The 18867-nt window shown below is 42.4% G+C and carries 18 protein-coding genes and 1 pseudogene; all 19 read right to left on the bottom strand.

Features of this window, described 5'->3' with window-relative positions; genetic code table 11:
- Positions 1 to 2: 2 nt before the first annotated feature.
- Entirely contained in the window at positions 3 to 704 is a 702-nt protein-coding gene (locus ACZOWY_RS01465; protein ID WP_484392210.1) for a hypothetical protein, read from the bottom strand.
- A 350-nt stretch (positions 705 to 1054) separates the two neighbouring features.
- Positions 1055 to 1240 carry a hypothetical protein gene (locus ACZOWY_RS01460; protein WP_484392205.1) on the bottom strand — a complete coding sequence of 62 codons (186 nt, stop codon included), beginning with the start codon at positions 1238 to 1240 and terminating at the stop codon, positions 1055 to 1057.
- Positions 1224 to 1424: pseudogene (locus ACZOWY_RS01455) on the bottom strand (flavodoxin family protein); the annotation flags it as partial. The gene ACZOWY_RS01460 and the pseudogene ACZOWY_RS01455, both read right to left, overlap by 17 nt.
- Before the next feature lie 82 nt (positions 1425 to 1506).
- On the bottom strand, positions 1507 to 2241 hold the full coding sequence (locus ACZOWY_RS01450; protein WP_484392201.1) for an acetolactate decarboxylase: 735 nt from the start codon (positions 2239 to 2241) through the stop codon (positions 1507 to 1509).
- A gap of 148 nt (positions 2242 to 2389) precedes the next feature.
- On the bottom strand, positions 2390 to 2710 hold the full coding sequence (locus ACZOWY_RS01445) for a nucleotide pyrophosphohydrolase (protein WP_484392198.1): 321 nt from the start codon (positions 2708 to 2710) through the stop codon (positions 2390 to 2392).
- A gap of 163 nt (positions 2711 to 2873) precedes the next feature.
- On the bottom strand, positions 2874 to 3263 hold the full coding sequence (locus tag ACZOWY_RS01440; protein WP_484392194.1) for a YciI family protein: 390 nt from the start codon (positions 3261 to 3263) through the stop codon (positions 2874 to 2876).
- A gap of 57 nt (positions 3264 to 3320) precedes the next feature.
- A complete protein-coding gene (locus ACZOWY_RS01435; RefSeq protein ID WP_484392188.1) occupies positions 3321 to 4211 on the bottom strand; it encodes a DNA gyrase C-terminal beta-propeller domain-containing protein in 891 nt (296 codons plus the stop codon).
- 400 nt (positions 4212 to 4611) lie between these two features.
- Positions 4612 to 4812, bottom strand: coding sequence for a hypothetical protein (locus tag ACZOWY_RS01430; protein WP_484392183.1), 201 nt, complete (start codon positions 4810 to 4812; stop codon positions 4612 to 4614).
- Positions 4813 to 4935: 123 nt separating this feature from the next.
- A complete protein-coding gene (gene dinD, locus ACZOWY_RS01425; RefSeq protein ID WP_484392542.1) occupies positions 4936 to 5796 on the bottom strand; it encodes a DNA damage-inducible protein D in 861 nt (286 codons plus the stop codon).
- Between the two features lie 151 nt (positions 5797 to 5947).
- Positions 5948 to 6268 (bottom strand): nucleotide pyrophosphohydrolase, encoded by a 321-nt coding sequence (locus ACZOWY_RS01420; protein ID WP_484392180.1) that lies wholly within the window; start codon positions 6266 to 6268, stop codon positions 5948 to 5950.
- Between the two features lie 278 nt (positions 6269 to 6546).
- Positions 6547 to 7296, bottom strand: a complete 750-nt coding sequence (locus tag ACZOWY_RS01415; RefSeq protein WP_484392176.1) for a sulfite exporter TauE/SafE family protein — start codon at positions 7294 to 7296, stop codon at positions 6547 to 6549.
- A 351-nt stretch (positions 7297 to 7647) separates the two neighbouring features.
- Complete coding sequence (fic, locus tag ACZOWY_RS01410; protein ID WP_484392173.1) at positions 7648 to 8508, bottom strand: protein adenylyltransferase Fic; 861 nt, start codon at positions 8506 to 8508, stop codon at positions 7648 to 7650.
- A gap of 19 nt (positions 8509 to 8527) precedes the next feature.
- Positions 8528 to 8941, bottom strand: a complete 414-nt coding sequence (locus ACZOWY_RS01405; protein ID WP_484392171.1) for an HNH endonuclease domain-containing protein — start codon at positions 8939 to 8941, stop codon at positions 8528 to 8530.
- Positions 8938 to 9171, bottom strand: a complete 234-nt coding sequence (locus ACZOWY_RS01400) for a hypothetical protein (RefSeq protein WP_484392168.1) — start codon at positions 9169 to 9171, stop codon at positions 8938 to 8940. The genes ACZOWY_RS01405 and ACZOWY_RS01400 overlap by 4 nt, the downstream gene beginning before the upstream one ends.
- A gap of 43 nt (positions 9172 to 9214) precedes the next feature.
- Complete coding sequence (locus ACZOWY_RS01395; RefSeq protein WP_484392162.1) at positions 9215 to 9427, bottom strand: hypothetical protein; 213 nt, start codon at positions 9425 to 9427, stop codon at positions 9215 to 9217.
- Between the two features lie 62 nt (positions 9428 to 9489).
- Positions 9490 to 10623: a cysteine desulfurase family protein gene (locus ACZOWY_RS01390; RefSeq protein ID WP_484392157.1), complete on the bottom strand. Its 1134-nt coding sequence runs from the start codon at positions 10621 to 10623 to the stop codon at positions 9490 to 9492.
- Positions 10624 to 10634: 11 nt separating this feature from the next.
- On the bottom strand, positions 10635 to 12080 hold the full coding sequence (gene brxL / locus ACZOWY_RS01385) for a BREX system Lon protease-like protein BrxL (protein ID WP_484392154.1): 1446 nt from the start codon (positions 12078 to 12080) through the stop codon (positions 10635 to 10637).
- Between the two features lie 209 nt (positions 12081 to 12289).
- Positions 12290 to 14650, bottom strand: a complete 2361-nt coding sequence (gene pglZ, locus ACZOWY_RS01380; protein ID WP_484392150.1) for a BREX-4 system phosphatase PglZ — start codon at positions 14648 to 14650, stop codon at positions 12290 to 12292.
- Between the two features lie 11 nt (positions 14651 to 14661).
- Positions 14662 to 18849: a hypothetical protein gene (locus ACZOWY_RS01375; RefSeq protein WP_484392146.1), complete on the bottom strand. Its 4188-nt coding sequence runs from the start codon at positions 18847 to 18849 to the stop codon at positions 14662 to 14664.
- Positions 18850 to 18867: the final 18 nt, after the last annotated feature.

Raw genomic sequence — 18867 nt, 5'->3', positions numbered from 1 at the left:
CTTTAAAATCCCCCAAAAGGATTCTTTCGGTTTCGGCCAAATCCGCCATCAAAATTTCCGCTTCCGAAGGTGCCGCCAGTGGGCCACTGGGTTTCCGGCATAGTCCTGCGTTGGGACGGACGGGGCGCCGGCTGCGTAGAAGTGGAAAGCATCTGCTCCTGGGCCAGGTACGATTTGTACGCATTGAGAAGGCCTTCCAAAATATATTCAGGTACGTCCTGCTCCGTTTTTAAATAACCTTCCTCTACGGTAAAGGCCAGCTTTTCGAACTGTTCTCCTCCGTTCGTGGTAATATCGGCAAACATCTTCCCGTCTTCCCCTTTGGTAAAGAAACAGTCTTTCAGCTGCTGGGCCTCACGCTGCTGCGCAAAGGCTGCATAATACTCATACAATGTATGCTGCGCTTCGGGCGGGATATCTTCCCCGGTAATAACAGATTCCGTATCCTCGTTGGGGGTGCAGTCCATATTATTGTACACCGTTCCATCTTGCAGGGTGATGGTAACGGTCAGCACGTAATCATGTTCGTGGTACTCCGCATTGGCAATCTGCCATTTTTCTTTCCAGACCCGGATACAGTCATCACAAACCAGTTTAATATCTTTAAAGCTCTGAACGGAAAAGTCGTCCTGATAATACAGATGATCCTGTGCACTGAAGGGTTTTCCGCAGTGCGAACAGGTTAACGATAATGTGCGAATCATAGCGAACTCCTTGTGATCATAAATTCTGAAGAATAAAATACATAACATTATACCACAACTATGTATAGTAAGCTACAAAAAAAACAACGGCATTGCATGATTAAATAATAAAAACCCTGATTTGCCATACTACAACAAAACAGCCGCAGAAAAATCTACGGCTGTCAGAAAAACAGGAATTTGTACGTTGCAAATGCTTAATAAATCAGCCTGACAAACTCCGATTTGTATTCGTAAAACGCCAAAACTTTATTTCTGTTGTCAAAAAGCATTCTCCAAAATGATTTGCTCTGCTTTTGGGATACGGCATTCGTCTGCCGACCGGTCATCGATAGAATTGTTATTTTGTTTTACTTACAGATAAAGCACGGTCCGTGTCCCACGGCTACAAATTTCGGATTGATTGCCCGCAACGCAGCGATTGTCCTGGGCTGTTGGGGTCCCATGTTCAGGAAGTTCTCGGGGATCGCATCCACCAGGTATTTCCAGCAGCATTCCTGCACCACACCGGCTGTGAATTTAGATCTTTTCAGCAAGGGCTGCTGCCTGTGCGCATCCATCCGTTTTTTCGATGGTTCCTGCTTCAAACACCCCGGGAACGAGAACCTCTCCGACCATATTCCATTTGATCAGCGCCGCGGTACGTTCAACAGGAATACGAACGCCGTCCATAACACTCATGTCCTCTTCCTCGCAGCAGGTAATGAGCGCACATTCCTTTGTAGGCGCTCACAAAGGCAACCTCTCCCCAATCAAACTCTCTCCGCCTTCACCAGGCCCGGTTGGGAAAAGCAATACACTGTCATACAGCGCCGTTCCCCTGTTCAACAGCCTTTATTTCCTCTTCTGACGCCTCTTTTAAGGCGTAAGTGTCAAACATCGGCCCTTCCGGGAGTTTAATTTCTAACGAGCTGATTTTTGAAATCTGTCCTTTTCCGGATTTCATGATAATGTCAAACACATGCCCGCCATGCGCTCTGTCATCGGATATAAAATGCAAATGCCATCCGAAGGCATTGATTCCGTCCATATAGTCAGGAAAATAGACACAGACAAGAGTACCTTTTATTTTTTCAAATTTAAAAGCTTTCTGGGTATTTCCAAGTATTGTTTTCAGGCCCACATGCACGGACTCATAGCCTGATTCCGACCTGGCATCAACCATATCAAATTCTCCGTCAATCCGGGCCATATGCATGCTGTTAAGGCCAAAGTGGGAATCAATAATATAATTAAGCGCTGTCTTCAGTTCTTCTATGTTATTCATACAACCAAATTCGATAGGGGTACTCTCTTTCATTACGCAAACAGTAGAAAACGGAACGCCGCGGTCTGGTTCTGCCTCTGCAACATCACCGTTTTCCATAGCTCTGTAACAGGAACCGTCAAGTACGATCATTTCGCCATCTACGTCTTTGAATGTGCCAAGCCCGATATTACCGTGGCTAAGCAATTCCGAAACGGATATAACAGCCCTTGAATATCCAAGCATCAGAGCCTGCAGTGTTGAAACCTGATACATCTTCATACTATCCATATCCTATTGCCCCCCTCCTGTGGCGGCGTTTTTTACGTTCATCGTCACGCCCCTATAAAATATTATGAAACGTAAACCCCCGGGTTTTCACCGAAAAGCCCGGCTTCCCTTGAATGAATTATTATTTGCTGAAGCTGTCTCAGACTTGTTACAACCTGTCATACTTGTCTGCTTTTCCCCTGGCCTTCTCTACCGGGTACTTGGCTTCGTTCCTGCTCATTTTTTCATTGACGATTTCATCTTCGTCCAGGTCCAGTTTGTCCAGCATATTCCGGCAATACACCAGCACGTCCGCCAGCTCCTCTTTTACATGAGCCAAATCATACTCCGTATCGCTCCACTGAAAACATTCCAGTAGCTCATTGGCCTCAATAGAGATGGACTTGGCCAGATTGGCGGGCGTATGGAACTGATCCCAGTCCCGGTCTTCCGTAAATTTCCGGATCCTGTCTATGGTTTCCTGCTTCATGGTTTCCTCCGAAAGATACTTTTAGGAATTGCTATCATCGGCAGTATGTGCAAAATTTGCAACAACTGAATTAGATAACAATTTGATTTTCCAAAGTGCGCCTCTTTCCTTGCAGATGATTCCTTTCCGTCGTTGCTTTATACGCTGACAACACCCATGCTTCCTACTTCCCGACCTTTTCCCCATTCAGGACTACCACGTTCATGGGTTCCGCTTCCACCTTATCCCAGACATTTTCCATGATATAGGGTTCCGTTTTCAGATACTCATCCAAGCACTCACGGCTGGCGAAATCAATGATCAGTACCGATCCCTTCATCTTTCCTTCCGCATTCAGGATCCCTCCGGCACAGAGAATCTTGCCCTTCACATGGGAAAGGTTCTCAAGATGACGGGGCCGGATCGCCATCCGCTTTTCCAACATATTCGGTCCATCATCCGCCGTATTCCGGATGGCCGCCACTTCATTTTCTATCACAGCAAGATCATGGTCATCCACCATCTGCAGCAAAATAGTGGAAGAATCCGGATTGCCGTATTCATAAATATCCATATGCGAATACCTCAATCAGTTGAAAAAAGTCATAATCACGGTTGCAATTCACATAATTTATTTACTCGTCTTGCAAATCGCCGTAACCTTATCCCCATCGTGCAATCTCATCGCAATTACGCCCCGGGCAAAGCGGCCACAATTCTTCAGTTCATCCGCATCCACGCAGAGAACATAGCCTTTCGCGGTAAACAGGAACAGCTCATCGTCAGGATGCACAATGCACATACCCGCAACAGAACCGGTTTTCGTGGACAGCCTGTAACTGATCCGTCCCTTCCCGCCCCGGCTTTGCTTTTTGTATTCGGAAATTTTCGTCCGCTTGCCGATCCCGTTTTCCGTTACCGACAGCACATCAAGGGATTCATCGTAAACCACGTCCATGGCAACGACATAATCGCCGTCATGCAGACTGATGCCTTTCACTCCATGGGCAGCCCGGCTCATGCAGCGAACATCCTGCTCGTCAAAATGTATCGCCATGCCATCGTGGGTTGCCAACAGTATGGAGTTGCTTCCGTCCGTTATTTTTACACTGATCAGTTCTTCGCCATCGTTCAATACAATAGCCTTCAGCCCGTTCTTTCTGACAGAAGAAAAATCCGTCAGCTTACAGCGTTTTACCGTTCCTTTGTTGGTAGCCATAAACAGATATTTCTTATCTTCAAATCCAGGAATATTGATTACCGCCGTAATCTTTTCGTCCGGACCCAGCTGCAACAGATTAATTACGGCGCTCCCCTTTGCCTTGCGGCCGGCTTCCGGAATCTGATACCCCCGCAGCATATAGGCCTGTCCTTTATTGGTAAAGAACAGAACATAATCATGGGTTTTGGCAAGAAACAGATAGCGGTTAAAGTCACCACTCTTGTTCGTGCCGCCAAAAGTTCCATATCGACCTCTATGGTGCTTGGGTACGTTGTTAGGCGTTTGTTTGATATCTTCCATATATTTTAGTTAACCCTTTCCGTTGTTGACTTATTAAACCGACAACTATCATCTTGTGACCATGTTTGAAGAATGACTTGCAACAAACTTGCAACTAAATCAATTATTGCAACATATTGAAAACATGTCAACCATGCGGCTTTTCGATATCAACTTGCAACAAAACTTGCAACAAACTTGCAATTTACTCAACCGAATCCTCAACTAATGCAAGACTTTCCTCAACTGTTTCCGTAATTTTAATTGTATAAGCAGTTGCATAAAACTCGCCAGCCTAATTGGCGAATTAGTTACTTTACCTGTGGCGTTTCATTGTTTCACTGCAAAGCCTTCAATTTGCCTCCCTCAAATGAGCTACCCGTTATCTACTCGAAAGCTACTCGAAAGTTACTCGATAGACTTAATATGTCATTTTACCAGAATCAAGAAGATCATTAACTACTTCTGAAAATTTACCTGCCTTAAGTTTTTCAAACTCTTGAACTTCAGTATTCCTTCTCAAAAAGAAAGCTGCTATCAACGCACCCGTAATTGTTCCTACACAAGAATTAATAACAGGCAAACTGTTTGATAATAAAGCTATCAACTCATTTCCATTCATGATGCTGAAACACCTCTATTTAGCTACAACTATATTCAAAGTATTTCTTCTTTCCACTTTTCCTATATGCTTTTATCATTAAAGCTTTATACTTTCACTTACTTATGGGTTTGTTTGGCTTGGTCATTCATCTAACATAATCTTCCCTTTTTTCGCTTTTGCTTTAAGCCTTGCCATCTGTTCTTTTTCAATCTGCTGTATGCTTTTCTCCGGCGTTGGTAAATCCTCCGGCATTGTACCGCCAATATTCGCAATAGCAGATCTGACCTCTTTGCCAACATTATAATGAACGCTCGTTGCAGCTTCTGCACCATGCACCTTATCTTTGCGGATTTTCTCTTCAGTCTGGGATATTCTGAACAGATTGGCAATCAACTCCGTACTACCCATATAGTCAAGAATTTTTTGTCCCACCTCAAGTTGTTTCTTTGCATGAATATCTTCTACATCAAGTCCACCATACAAACCCATATACCCCGCATTTTGGAAAATTGCAAATTCTTCATTCGTTATCACGCCGGCTTCATGTGCCGTCTCCGCCAAAAGCTGATTCCATTGCTTAATGTCTCCCCGGACTACAAGCCTACGCCTGTCTTCATCAAGCTGATTAAACCGGTCTGCAACTTCCTGACGATATGTCTGAATGGCAAAATACGTCTGCCCGAGCGCGATCACTTCTTTTCTCGGATCACCGTTCTGTACGATAAGATAACAGGCATAGCGCGACAGTTCATAATCTTTGATTGTTTTATTCGTTGCCCCAGCTTCCACGATTTTGCCGACCTCAGCAAAATCGTCCAACACCCGGTGTCCACTGGTTTCGCAAGCTATCATAGCTCTGTTAATTACTTTTTGGAAATTTCTCCACTGCGTATAATCAAGCGCATTAGCCAACTCGCGGGCGCTCCAATATTCAGACCCATCTTCCCGAACCTTCTTTATATCCTCAAACTTTTTGTATTCCTTTGCTTTTAATTCCATCAGATTTCCCCCAACATTTTTTACAGCCTCTTTACTTCGGCATTCATTTCCACTTACCGGTTCTGTTACATCTTCATACTCATTGAATTGGTATTACTCATGTACAGATTCACCATAGCATTACAAAGAAGCATAAGGCGGGTATTATATCTACTCACAGCCTGTCATACTTATCCGCTTTTCCTCTGGCCTTATCCACCGGGTACTTAGACTCGTTCTTACTCATCTTTTCGTTGACGATTTCATCTTCATCCAAATCCAGTTTATCCAGCATATTTCTGCAATACACCAGCACGTCCGCCAGTTCCTCTTTTACATGGGCCAAATCATACTCCGTATCGCTCCACTGGAAACATTCCAGCAGCTCATTGGCCTCAATGGAGATAGACTTAGCCAGATTGGCGGGCGTGTGGAACTGATCCCAGTCCCGGTCTTCCGTAAATTTCCGGATTCTGTCTATGGTTTCCTGTTTCATGGTTTCCTCCGAACGTAAGACTTCAACACTCCATCTTACCTGTTTTCAAATTTACAAGCCTTCTTCTTCCGCAATATACAAAACATCCATATCCGCAAGCAGCACTCCATTCTTTGCGGGTACGTTATTATTATCTTTTACAACATTTTTATCTTTATCCATCTTCACTCTCCCAGCTCTGTTTGCAACTTACCTCTTCCCCAACACCACATTCAGCCACTTCTGCTCCCGGGCCGAGGGCAGCGAATCCTCCGCCACCCGTCACTCCGCCATCGCAGTCACACCGCTTTCCAGATATTATAAAAACAAACCGCATATAACAGAATAATAATCACTTTCCGTATCAACAGTTGAGGCATAAAAGAATACACCCTGTGTCCCAATGCAATTCCACAGGCAAGCCCCGGCAACAGATAAACAAATTCCCCTGCCGCATCACCCAGATAAACGCCTGTCATCCACAAAGCGGCCAGAGAACACAGATTACTGAAAAAGAAATAACTAATGCAAGTAGCCCGGAATACAGGCTGCGGCATAGACGAGTAAGCAAAATACAGAACCAGCGGCGGACCCGCCATACCTGTCGTCATCGCCATGATACCTGCAAGCACACCCGTCAGAACCGTATTTCTCCGGGTTTCCTCAAACCGCTTGCGTTTCCATTCCATGACGGTAAGCGTAAAAAGAATGACCACACTGACAACAATCTTCAATCCATCGCCCGGCAGATGGCGAAATACCACTAACCCCAACGGTATGCCAACAAGCGCCCCGCAGCCAAGCTCCAAAATCCGCTGCCAGTGGACCTGCTTCCAAACCAGCAGAAGCTGCGTACTGTTTCCGCAGGTTGCCAAAAAGAACATAATCACAATCGTCAGCTTCGGTTCATAAAAAAACATCAGGAGCGGCGCCGCAACCATGACCAGACCGAAGCCGGTGATTGACTGGAGAAACGCTGCCAGAAAGACGCATGCCATCGGTCCTGCATGGGCCGGCAGACCGGAAAGATACACTCCGAGATCCAACAATCCCTCACTCCCTTGCCCCAGCTTCCACGATTTTCCTGACCTCAGGAAAATCGTCCAACACCCGGTGTCCACTGGTTTCGCAAGCTATCATAGCTCTGTTTGCATATCTATTTCAAACAGTTATGTTTTAAACGAATCAACAGCTCAACAAATTTTTCTCCTGTTTTGTAGGGAACTTTTTTGTATAATTTGTTCAAGAAAGTTCCCTACAAATTTTTCGCCGTCACCGGAATTTAAAAAACTGCTGGTAACTTTTTACGAAACCAATGACGCAACTTCCATTACTAAATTCCTGAAAGAAAAATGCTGGACAAAAACAAAATAAGAACCTTTACCTCTATGCAAGATTATCTATTCTTCCGTCTCGTAATAATAGGAATAGTCAATTCCCTTCATAAACATTTCCCTATCATCAATCCGGTCAGTTAACGCGTCCTGTATCAAATCCAAAACAGGCATTTCATCCAGCACGCTCTTTTCCATCGCTGCCAGATAATCCTTTTTGTTGATTTTACTCCAGTCCACACAACAAGACAGATTCTTTTTCAAAATCAAGTCGAGCCAGATGCGCATGCTGCGTCCATTGCCTTCCATAAAGGGATGAGCAATATTCATTTCAACATATTTGGCAACGATTTCCTGCAGCGTTTCTTCAGGCATTTGTTCAATCTTATGAAGAGTCTCCCATAAGAATTGAGCATTGGCAAATTCAAACCCGCCTTTACTGATGTTCTTTGACCGAATCTGCCCGGCAAAATCATACAGTCCGTCAAACAACGCTGCATGAATTTGCTGCAAGCCGCGAACCGTACCCACTTCAACAGATTGGATCAGGCCACTCTCAAATAACATATAGGCTTTCTGTTTACTTTTTTCATCAACTGAATTATTAACAGATGTGAGCCATTTGATAAAAACGCCTTTTTTGTTGCTGCGAATTACCGCCATTAATGAATTCAGCGTTGTTTCATCAATCACATCTGTTTTATATTTTTTCCCATCACTGGCCGGCAATTTCAGTTGCTTGCAATTTGCAAGCAACTGATTATTTCTTCTTTTCACCGTATACCAGTATATCCGCGGATTTGTAGTATCCGCTATAGCCGCCACCACATCCACTGCGCAAAGCCACCATTTTGCGCTTGCATCATCCCAGACCGAGCGGACCGGCGCGTCATCAAAAAAACGAATGGAAATTTTAAAATCCTTCATGGATAAACCTCTTTTGCTACTACCTCTTCCCCAACACCACATTCAGCCACTTCTGCTCCCGGCCCGAGGGCAGCGAATCCTCCGCGCCCAGCCCCTCACGATACAGCCGGTGCTCAATCTCCGGATTGTTCAGATGCTCCCTGGCGCACTTTTTGAACTCGTTCCGCACCGCCTCATACTTCCAGATCATCTGATACGACAAATATTCCAGACCGGCAAAGCGCGGGAAATACAACTCCCACTCCGGCAGATGATTGCTCTTGCTGCTGTTGATGGCCCGGGTCGTGGGATGCAGATTCCAAAACTCATCATGGGCCACATAGGACCAGGGCACAAAGTGATCGATGGAAATGTTCTCCGGCGCCAGCCGATTCTCCCCGTAGATTTCATGAATCGGCGCCAGCTCCGAAAGCAGCTTCCAATATTTTTTCACCTTCTCCAGCTTCCGCTCCCGGGGCCCAGGTTGAGATGATACTCCGTCACCATGTACCAGGCGTTGGCGATCATATCGTCGATGAGTTCCTCAAAACGAATCTCCTGCTGCCCCTTGCAGACATGATTCAAAATCGCCTGAAACCAGAACAGCTTGTAGCATTCCGCCTTGTTATCGAAGAGGCGGGACAAGCTTGCAATATTCAGTTGTTCTGATTTTGGAAGCTGCATGGTGGTGGTCCTTTATGCTGTTATAATAAAACGCATAAACACTTTACATAAAAAATCTAAAATCATATGCCTTATCGAAAATTGCTTCATTTTGTTTTGACATACGTGCTAACACTTTAGCAAAATCCAATGTTACTGGAAGTGTTTTATATACAGTATCATTTACAGTGCCATTTACAATATCATTTACAGTGTCATTCCCCATCACCCGGAACGCCTCATGCACAAAAATGGAGGTAATTCGTTTCTCGCCCACTCTACCACGTTACCGGCGAGCAGGGTTTTTATATTTGTCGGCAAACCCATTATGTTACCTCTCTACTTGCTATCCAATATCCCCTTTAGCGCTGCTGCAATCGCCCGTACTTCTTCTTCTGTATTATCTTTTCCCAGCGAAATACGAATTGTTCCCCTTACATATTCGTACGGCACATGCATGGCCTCCAACACATGCGAAATTTTAGTTTCCTTACTGTTGCAGGCAGAACCGGTAGACACGCAAATTCCTTTTAAGTCCAGGCGATGCAATAACATTTCGCCTTCACAATTCTTAAACGATAAACTGATATTGCCCGGCACGTGATTTTCAGAACCATTACGAATGAAATCAATATCAGACTGACGCAATTCACCACGCAAAACATTTTCCAAATGCAACAAATGATTTCTGTGTTCATTGATTTTTTTGCAGTTATTTTCCAACGCAACAGCCATACCAACAATTAACGCTACGTTTTCTGTGCCAGCGCGTTTGCCAAATTCCTGTGCGCCGCCGTCCATAAACGAATTAAGTTGCACACCTTTTTTTACATATAAAAAGCCAATTCCTTTTGGACCGTTATATTTATGGGCTGACGACGAAAGCATATCAACGCCCAACTCTTTGACATCAATTTCCAAATGGCCGACAGCCTGCACCGCATCCGTGTGGAATAACGCTTGATGCTTGTGCGCAATCCTGGCCAGTTCTTTTATTGGTTGCACTGAACCAACTTCATTATTGGCAAACATTACAGAAACTAATTTTGTTTCGATGCCTTTCATAATCAACTCAAGGTCTGTTGGTTGCACTGTACAAGTTTCATCAACCCGAAGATAACGAACCGGATACCGCATCCTTTCAAGCGCTGCAGCACTGTGCAAGATTGCATGATGCTCCACCTCAGTAGTAATTAAGTACCCTGCAAAATCCCGCACAAACATGGTTCCCTTTAGTGCCCAGTTGTCGCTTTCCGTTCCGCAAGAGGTAAAATAAATCTCTTCCGGCTCGGCGTTAATACAAGCAGCTATTTTTTCTCTGGCTTCCAGCAACGCCTTTTTAGGATTTCTGGCAAACGAATACAATTGTGAAGCATTACCGTACTCGCCAAGTAAGTACGGTTTCATTGCTTCAAATGCTTCAATATCTAATTTGGTTGTTGCTGCGTGATCAGCATAGATAAAATGTTTCATCTATTAGCTATTTACTCCCCTAAACCAATAGTTCTAATATCCGGTACAGTTTTACCAGCTTCTTTGGTATCAGCAAATCCCATTTGCTCACGAATAATACTTCTCATATTTTTTGCCGGCTGTAGGCAATAAGTATCAAAATCTTCCGGTGTGATATCCTCAGGCTTTGTCGCATGCGGGAATATCAATTTAGTAAATGCAGTACAAATTTTCCTAATTGCTTCTGCATCACGTGCATCTGGTTTTGGCGGAATATAAAGCATTTCTTCAACAATACTGCGATAAGAAGTGTCATCTCTAAGTTCATGCAAAATAGAGGAAAAGTATTCAGAATTAAGTGCCCACCCATTTGCTTTCATATCATCATTCATTCTGGGAAGCTCCCAACCTTTTATAAAGCCATGGAGACGATCCAGAAACGGCGCTCTATGAAAGGGTTCTGGTAATTCGGCAAACATAAATTTATTCTCATTCATGTTTGAGCCGGTAATATTTCCGAGAAATACCATAGCTGCATCAACATTAACTTGGTGCCCATCATCAGCTTTGAAACTTCCATTTTCCATAATTTGCTGTAGTGATGAGTGCATTTCAGTATCTTTCATATAGTCAGCTTCACGTATTTCGTCTAACGCAACATAATCTTTATAAGCTACAACGCCCTCTCTTTTGTTCATTTTATTGTAGATAAGTTGCGCACGTGTTGATTTACCAGAAACAAGCCATCCAAAACGGCTAATCTGGCCAAACAAATATGATTTCCCCGTTCCCGGAGGCGCAAGCTCAATAATGTTCAGATTTTTTTCTACAAAGGGTAAAAGCCTCTGCAAGAATGTTAATCTCTGCGCATAATCATCAAAGCCACGGTAATTATAATCCGCCGCAGAAATAAGAACATTAATCCATTCTTCAGTCGTAAAGCTTTTCCTTCCCTCTTTATAATCTTCTAAATCAACCGTATAGGGGCAAAATGGTTTATAATCAGTCATTTTTATAAACCCATTTGACTTTCGCTTTGTAAAGTCTTGCATCCATACCAATTCTACAATTCCCCAGTTTTCACTTTCTTTAAGTAAGGTATCCTGCCACTGCTCAACGACCTGTTTTTCTACAATACCCCCCGCCCCAGATTTTGCATCTCCAAAATCTGGCATCTCAAACAATGTTTCACCACTTTTTATATCAACAGATACGCGTATACGAGTAAGAATATTTACTGTTTCGCCATTGGTAAGTTGAAATTTAAGTTGCTCAAAATCTTCTTTGCTTGGAACATATCTTTTTACATAATTCTGTACACGTTCCTGTTCAATATTGCCTTCATCATCAGAAAATTTCATAACAACCCAGTCGCGCATGAACGAAGGCATCTTTAAGTCTTTAAAAAAGCCTGTACATTGCGGATTTTTTAAGACTATCATATCTGCAAATACTTCTCTGAGTTTTTGTTCTTCCATAGCAAATCTCCTTTAAAGAAACAGTGTACATCCCTGCTCCTTAAACTCTTGTATTTTAATTAGCAAATCTTCTTCTGTGCAGCCGAAGCTCACTGCCATACAAGATAGACAATAAAATTCTTCTGTTTCAGTGTCTATTAATTTTTTAGAAAGAGCCACTTCATCCTTGCTGAGCGTTTTTCCGCAATCACAACATACTTTGCTTTTCCTCAAAATGGATCACAGCCTCCTAATGCTGGTATTATAGTTATGCGGTCCATATTAATCAACCTACCTTCAGCAATTACCGTTACATCAAATGTTTTTGATTTCTCCAGTCTAATGCCGCTAAACACCAGAATCCAATTTTTTGAAGGTTTTACATCGGCATCACAATCAGCTATATACGATTCTATCTTAGCCTGTACAGAAGTTACGGGCTTCGAAAACTGAATCTTGCATTTAACGCGCCTATTAGTAATCTTAGTTGTGTTGTTTGCCATGTCCCATTTTCCTGTAAGCGGTATTTCATGCCGACTGTTTATGGTAATTACAGGTATCAACGTTTCTTCCGGTGATGCACCGCCATGTATTTCTCCATAAGTAGGAACGTCATCATCCGCTCCTGCTGCAAATCCCGGCTGTTTATAGTGATCATAATTTTCAAAAACGACATATGTTTCATCATTTTCTTTTAACGCCTTTTGTGTAGACAAAACATAATTGCAATCTTTACTAACTTTACAATAACGCCCGTGACTTCCAACCGTTGCTTGCTTTGGAACATCCAGGCCTTCATTTTTATGGAAGAAACGCGCTGCCAGGCGACTTGTCCCATGGTCTCCCGCAACAATTACCCTTGGATATTCTTTTAAAAGGCTGTTTACTTTTTCAGCTATGGTAAATACAAATCTAAGTTGTTCTTCAATACATGCGTAATAGTCTTTGTTATCTATTACACCTTTATGCGCCAATTTATCTAATCTATCATATTTGACATAGGGCAAATTCATTTGTTTCCACTGTTCATTAAAGCAAGTTTCAGAAGGCAACTGCGCCTGAACTATCTCTGTTCCAATAATATCTCCGTCACAGCATTTAGTTAATGCCCATTTTAAAAGCGGTACCCATTCTGCTCCCAGCGCATCAACCCACACCACATAAGTCTGATCGTTTGCCATTTCTGCTATAACCGGATAGCGGTATTTATACTCCTCAACATCAAAATCGTTAAAGTACAATTCCAAATCAACCGGCAAAGTATTTGAGAGCTTATAAAGACGATACTTACTAAAATAAGCATTAAGAGCTTCATCAGGATAGTCGTTTTTTAAATATGCTAAAAGAGAAGGGTATATATCATGAAGTCTCTCACATTGACGAACAGCGTCTGGTTCCTCACGCAACCACAACCCTACAAGATGTAAAATGTAAATTCTTTCTTTGCTGTCTTTTCCAGAAAGATAATTTAACCTTTCTTCATAAGATGGAATTTCCTCTAATGCCTGATAATATTCGTCCGTTCTCTGCAACGGTATTGCATCAACAAGGGCTTGTGATTCCGCTACCCAGTTTGGTTTCCTATTGTGCACTTGAAAAATAGCCATCAAAAGACGGTTCGGTAAATCTTCAATAGTTTTTGATAATGCAACACAATGGCTTAAATAGGTATCGTCAGAATGCTGACGATACCATAAGAACACAATCTGTTTTTGGCCAACTGACAGACTTGTCCATTTGCTCATAACATCTATTGGTTTGATTTCTAAGACGTTAAGTGCGTTCAATATCGCCTTATCAAGAGTTATATCCTTTAGAGCTTCCTTAAATAAATATTTTTGTGCATCCGTTGGACAATTATCATGTGTAAGTTGTGCGTCAGTATAAAACTTATCCTGTACGAAAGATAATATGTCTGGTATGACATGGATACAAATATCACCTTCGGTAGCTTTCACACTTGCGTACCTTCGTGTTAATAGTATTTGTTCCTCAATATCAGCCGGTGGATTATACCAAGCCCAGTACCATTCTCTTATCCCACGGAAAACACTTTTGCGCCTTGGTATAAATTGATCTGCATATTGCAGAAAGACGTCAGAAAAAACCTGTATCTTCATCTTCTGTGCCGTCTCAGCGCCATCGCTGCAATCAAAAAAATCGTCAGCCTGCCGCATATCATCATTCAAGTGTAATGCATTATCAAACCAAAGCGTTTTACAACCCCATAATGGAATAATTATCCGCCCTTTGGAAAGTGAATCGAATTGGTGATGCCACAATGAACCAAACCGCTGATTATTTTCCTCGCTTGCATGAAATAAGCGTAAATACTCGCTAACACCAGGAAGAATTAACCATTCGTCTTGATAATCTTTATTTACAAGAGTTTCATAATTCGGCAATACGTCAGCGCCTGAAAAGAGAATATCAATAGGTACAACCTTAGTGTCGGGCAAGCTTTTTAACTTCGCAAGTAATTCTTTATATTGTTGAACATCCCGTACCATAATCGCACGGCAATGAAAACGAGCTGGCACTTGTTGCTGCTTTTCATTCTTAATTTTTTCAATAACTTCCTGTACCGTCATAGTAACACACCTTATTCCATGAAAACATCACAATACTCAGGATGCCGCTCTAGGAAGTCGTTAATACGATTCTTCAATGCTGTTTCAGCCATATTCCGGACACTTATTTTCGCCGCATCCAATTTTTCTTTTTTAGCTTTTTCTTTTACTTTTTCACTAAGCATTTCCCGCACGGTATTCAATTCATGAATCCCCCACTCAGACATATCCGCGCCTAATTTCTGCCGCGCTTTTGAAAGAAATACTTCCTTTTCTTCCCGCCACACTTCCCTATTCTCTTTACCAATTGAGGAGAGCAATTCTTCTTCAATCACACGATCATCACATATCAAAGCAACATCTATCGTATTGAGTACATTAATGGCTTCGACTACATGCTGATCCAAGACTCGTTTATCTTGCTGTACCTCTATCAATGTAACAATTGCTTTCTCATATTTCTTGGGTATAACCCACCGTATAGGTACTTTGTGCGTTACGCACCATGCTTTAACTGTATCTTCTCCTGTTAAGTTATTCCATCTTGCCAGGAGCATTCTTCTATTTCTAGCTTGGCTGATTTTTGTTATTTGATTTTTTAATATTGACTCAAATTGATTTATGCTAGTCTCATAAGTTAAATCTTTTAGGCCCAAATAAATATTGTCAAGTTCTCCAGGCGTATATTCTAAGCCTCTTGCTTCAAGTAGCTGTCCAAGCACAGGCTTTGCATCTGCCAGTGCGCCCATAGCATCCTTACCAGTCTGTTTAAGAATAACTATGTCAGCCGTTTGTTCATCAGCAGCCATATGCATTACTCCAGCAGCAGAGACTTTATGCATAATTTTCATAGCCGGATACCATGACGGATTCAGTTTTTCCACAGCCACCGAAGATATACGGAAGAATTTGAAAAGATTCTCAATCTCTTTCTGCGCTTCTTCAACACTGTGACATTTTTTCCCAATTACTTCATTAAGCGTATCCAAATATAAATACTCTTGCACTACATTTACAAGTTTTTCTTTTACCTGTTCCTCAGTCCAAGTATAGATAGCGCCTTGCATAACCTGATGCAGCTTATCGCTTAAAGGCTCCGGCTGCAAACTGAGTTTTGTTGCTATTGCCTCTAAGTCCGGTGAAGAACCGAACAGAAATCTGCGGAATGCTGATGTGAGAACTGTTTTATCCTGGAAAGCCTTCTGGAGTATAAGACGACACTTTCCGTGACCAGTCATAAGCGATAAGAAGTCACTCATGATTGTTTCACGGTCACCCTCACGCATAACAAATTCTTGAAGCTTATCAATTAACTGCATTGTAGTTTCTTTAAAGCTAAGGTTAATGTAAGCTCTGTCTTCTAAATACTTCATAGCCCACAATGGGGAACCGCTCTTTGTAATGGCTTCACGGATATTTCTCCAACATTCCGTCTCATTTGCAACTTGAACATCAGCCAAACCAAAGATAAGTTTGGCATAATCACGGAAATTCTGGAACGTAACAGTGCCGGCCGAAAGATAATCTGTAGACATTTTGCCTTTGCACATGTTATATACCATCTTTTTTAAAGTTGACTCGCCAAGGACATGTGTACTCTGGGCATTATCTGTCCAGCTAAAGGCGCTGTTCTTGTAAAATGAAAATACAAAGCCAAGAAGAACTCCGCAAGCAATCGTGTCATAATAACCATAAGGTTTGTTTTGTAGCTTTTCCCAAAGTTCGCTTATTATGACTCTTTGGCCGGTCTCCATTTGTTCCTTGACAAGACGCGCAACAGCAGCAATGGATTTTGCGCCTTTTGTTCCATCTTTTTGAGACAGCTCAGAAAGTGTTTGTGCGTCCATTATTTCAGCAGCTTTAATCCCATCGAGAACTGATCTTAGCTGTGAATTATTGCTTGTTTTTGTGATACCAGCCAACGGCGCCGGATCGTTACAACCCTTAAATGCTGTACCGGTAACTACAATCGTTTCTGGTGCATACGGGAAAAGCTTTTGTAACACGTTTGTTTCAATAGTTTTCCTTAACTGCGCCATTCCATATTGATTATTAAATACCTGCGTGCCATTCCATGCAGTTATTCTGCTTCCAGCAACTGCCTGGTTTACCCATGTAGCAACAATCTGTTCCATTTCAATCTTGAAACTATTTGCAGATGCAGTTTGCTGATTGTCTGACGCCAATTCATTTTTTGTGAGGCGGGTCAGCCATTCTTTTCGCTTTTCGTCTGTAAATGCCGTTTTTACTAATGCTACTATTAAACGTTCGTCACCTTCTCTTGCCAACTTCTCGAGATCGCCATGAATCGATAATGCTTGTGTATCATCTTTCACCGTAACTAGCAAAAGTCCCAATTTGAACGGATAGCGTTCCAGTTCCTTCTGTATTTCTGCATGCCTGTTTTTAATTGAAAGTGTCTCTGCACAACATACCGCAACTTTTATACGTTTACTTGACGCATTATTTTCGTCCAAGGCACGCTTTTCAAATGCTGTTGAAAAAATGCCATCCTTAGCAAACATTTGATAACGGCTATATTTTTTATCATTATCTTTAAAGCGATTCGCAAATTCATCGCCTGTCACAGCTTTGAACGGTAACTGCAGACGGGTAACGCCCCCATGCGCATCTCTATTAAGGATTTTGTCATCTTCAAGAATATCTAACTTATCCTGTATCAGCTGCTGCGACATTGTTCCAGCCAGACAACTCTCAAGACATTCAACAGTTGCCGAAATACCTCCCTGTGAACGAACACCGCCATAAATACCTTTTGTCGAAGACATAACTGTTAGTAACAGCATTGCGACTTTGAATACTCGGAAAGTATTTTCGTCGCCTTCTACTAAATGGCGGTTCTCTTCAAAGTGGCGGATAAACTCAGCAGCCTTAGTGTCTTTGTCACTAAAATCACTTTCACGGGTAAAGAAGTAATCCCACAACCATTCCGGTGTAAGCCAGCAAATCTCTTCATCAGGACCATATTTATGTATAAAGCCCACAAACCCCAACTCTTGCACCGTATCCTTCATAAAACGGAACAATGTACGCTGCGCAGCCGCATAACTTTCTGCCACTCTGGTCAGCAGTTTTATTGTCATGGGGTGCATAGGACATAGCAGCTCAATTTTTTCGCTGATTTTATCATCCAATCCTTCCATATCGGGAATAAATTTTTTTATTGTTTTAACTACTTGTCTACGTTCCTCTTTCCAATGTTCATCCATGCCGGTTCGCGGTCCAAATGATCCGGCAATCAAATCATATGCTGCGTCTACGCTAATATGGAATTCCGCAGTATGAAAACGATGCGTAATTAACTGGTACCGGTCTTCTCCCATACTGGAAACCATCTCATCTGACCGATGTACCACATAAAGCATGAAAAATGGTTTGACTTTGCAGAATTCAGATATCTGTTGCATAACAGTATGATCATCCGAATGATTCACATACTCGGTAAACTCATCCCATATAAAAAATATTCCGCTTTTGCCAAGGCCATTAGCCTCTATGATTTCAGAAATCCAGGCTTTAAAAGTATCAAGATTATCTAAAAGGCCCCACCCTTGTTGCCGAATAACTGTTGCGGTGCGTTGGAGAGCCTTTATGTCCCCATTATTTACCTTGTCCCTTAGTTCATCAATAGAATTATAATCATCACCCAGAATTGTACTATCCAGCACGTTATTCCAGTTGATCATATTATCGTTAAGCTTGGCGCTGATTGCATCCTGTAGTGAACCAGAGCCCAAATCCGCTTTGTCGCCAAACTTTTTTATTAATGCATCTCTGACAGCCTTCTCCATTTCCAGAAGCATCATGTCGCCAGTCCGTATGCCAGTACAACCGGTTTTCCAAATCACAAGGTAATCACCGTTGCAACGGCACTTGTTAAAACGTTTGCGATACTTTGACAGCATCTGGTGATTTGCCATAAAGGTATCAATGACTTCCGCTTTTTCTTCCAGTAAGTGCTTCACAAAAATAGCTGCATAACTCTTGCCGGTTCCATAAGAGCCATGTACCCAAAATGACCGCCTACCGTCAACTGTTTCGTTTCCTAAAGACTGACATAGAAAATCTATCAAATTTTCCATGTCCTTGCCAACAATATATTCCTGCCACAGTTTCGGATTTCTTTGGTCAGCATCGATATCAACCACGGACTCAAACAGCGGATTAACATCAATATAACTTGAATACTTCTGTTGCATGATTCTTTCCCCCCTTAG

The sequence above is a fragment of the Succiniclasticum sp. genome, from assembly GCF_056977735.1.
This window is presented reverse-complemented; position numbering and strand designations above follow the sequence as displayed.

Bases quoted from the DNA above. Each gene is read 5' to 3' on its own strand.
- ACZOWY_RS01440 (WP_484392194.1), bottom strand. From the start codon at position 3,263: ATGGATATTTATGAATACGGCAATCCGGATTCTTCCACTATTTTGCTG.
- ACZOWY_RS01450 (WP_484392201.1), bottom strand. From the start codon at position 2,241: ATGGATAGTATGAAGATGTATCAGGTTTCAACACTGCAGGCTCTGATG.
- pglZ (WP_484392150.1), bottom strand. From the start codon at position 14,650: ATGACGGTACAGGAAGTTATTGAAAAAATTAAGAATGAAAAGCAGCAA.
- ACZOWY_RS01375 (WP_484392146.1), bottom strand. From the start codon at position 18,849: ATGCAACAGAAGTATTCAAGTTATATTGATGTTAATCCGCTGTTTGAG.
- ACZOWY_RS01430 (WP_484392183.1), bottom strand. From the start codon at position 4,812: ATGAATGGAAATGAGTTGATAGCTTTATTATCAAACAGTTTGCCTGTT.
- fic (WP_484392173.1), bottom strand. From the start codon at position 8,508: ATGAAGGATTTTAAAATTTCCATTCGTTTTTTTGATGACGCGCCGGTC.
- ACZOWY_RS01390 (WP_484392157.1), bottom strand. From the start codon at position 10,623: ATGAAACATTTTATCTATGCTGATCACGCAGCAACAACCAAATTAGAT.
- ACZOWY_RS01400 (WP_484392168.1), bottom strand. From the start codon at position 9,171: ATGCAGCTTCCAAAATCAGAACAACTGAATATTGCAAGCTTGTCCCGC.
- ACZOWY_RS01435 (WP_484392188.1), bottom strand. From the start codon at position 4,211: ATGGAAGATATCAAACAAACGCCTAACAACGTACCCAAGCACCATAGA.
- ACZOWY_RS01445 (WP_484392198.1), bottom strand. From the start codon at position 2,710: ATGAAGCAGGAAACCATAGACAGGATCCGGAAATTTACGGAAGACCGG.
- ACZOWY_RS01420 (WP_484392180.1), bottom strand. From the start codon at position 6,268: ATGAAACAGGAAACCATAGACAGAATCCGGAAATTTACGGAAGACCGG.
- brxL (WP_484392154.1), bottom strand. From the start codon at position 12,080: ATGGAAGAACAAAAACTCAGAGAAGTATTTGCAGATATGATAGTCTTA.
- ACZOWY_RS01465 (WP_484392210.1), bottom strand. From the start codon at position 704: ATGATTCGCACATTATCGTTAACCTGTTCGCACTGCGGAAAACCCTTC.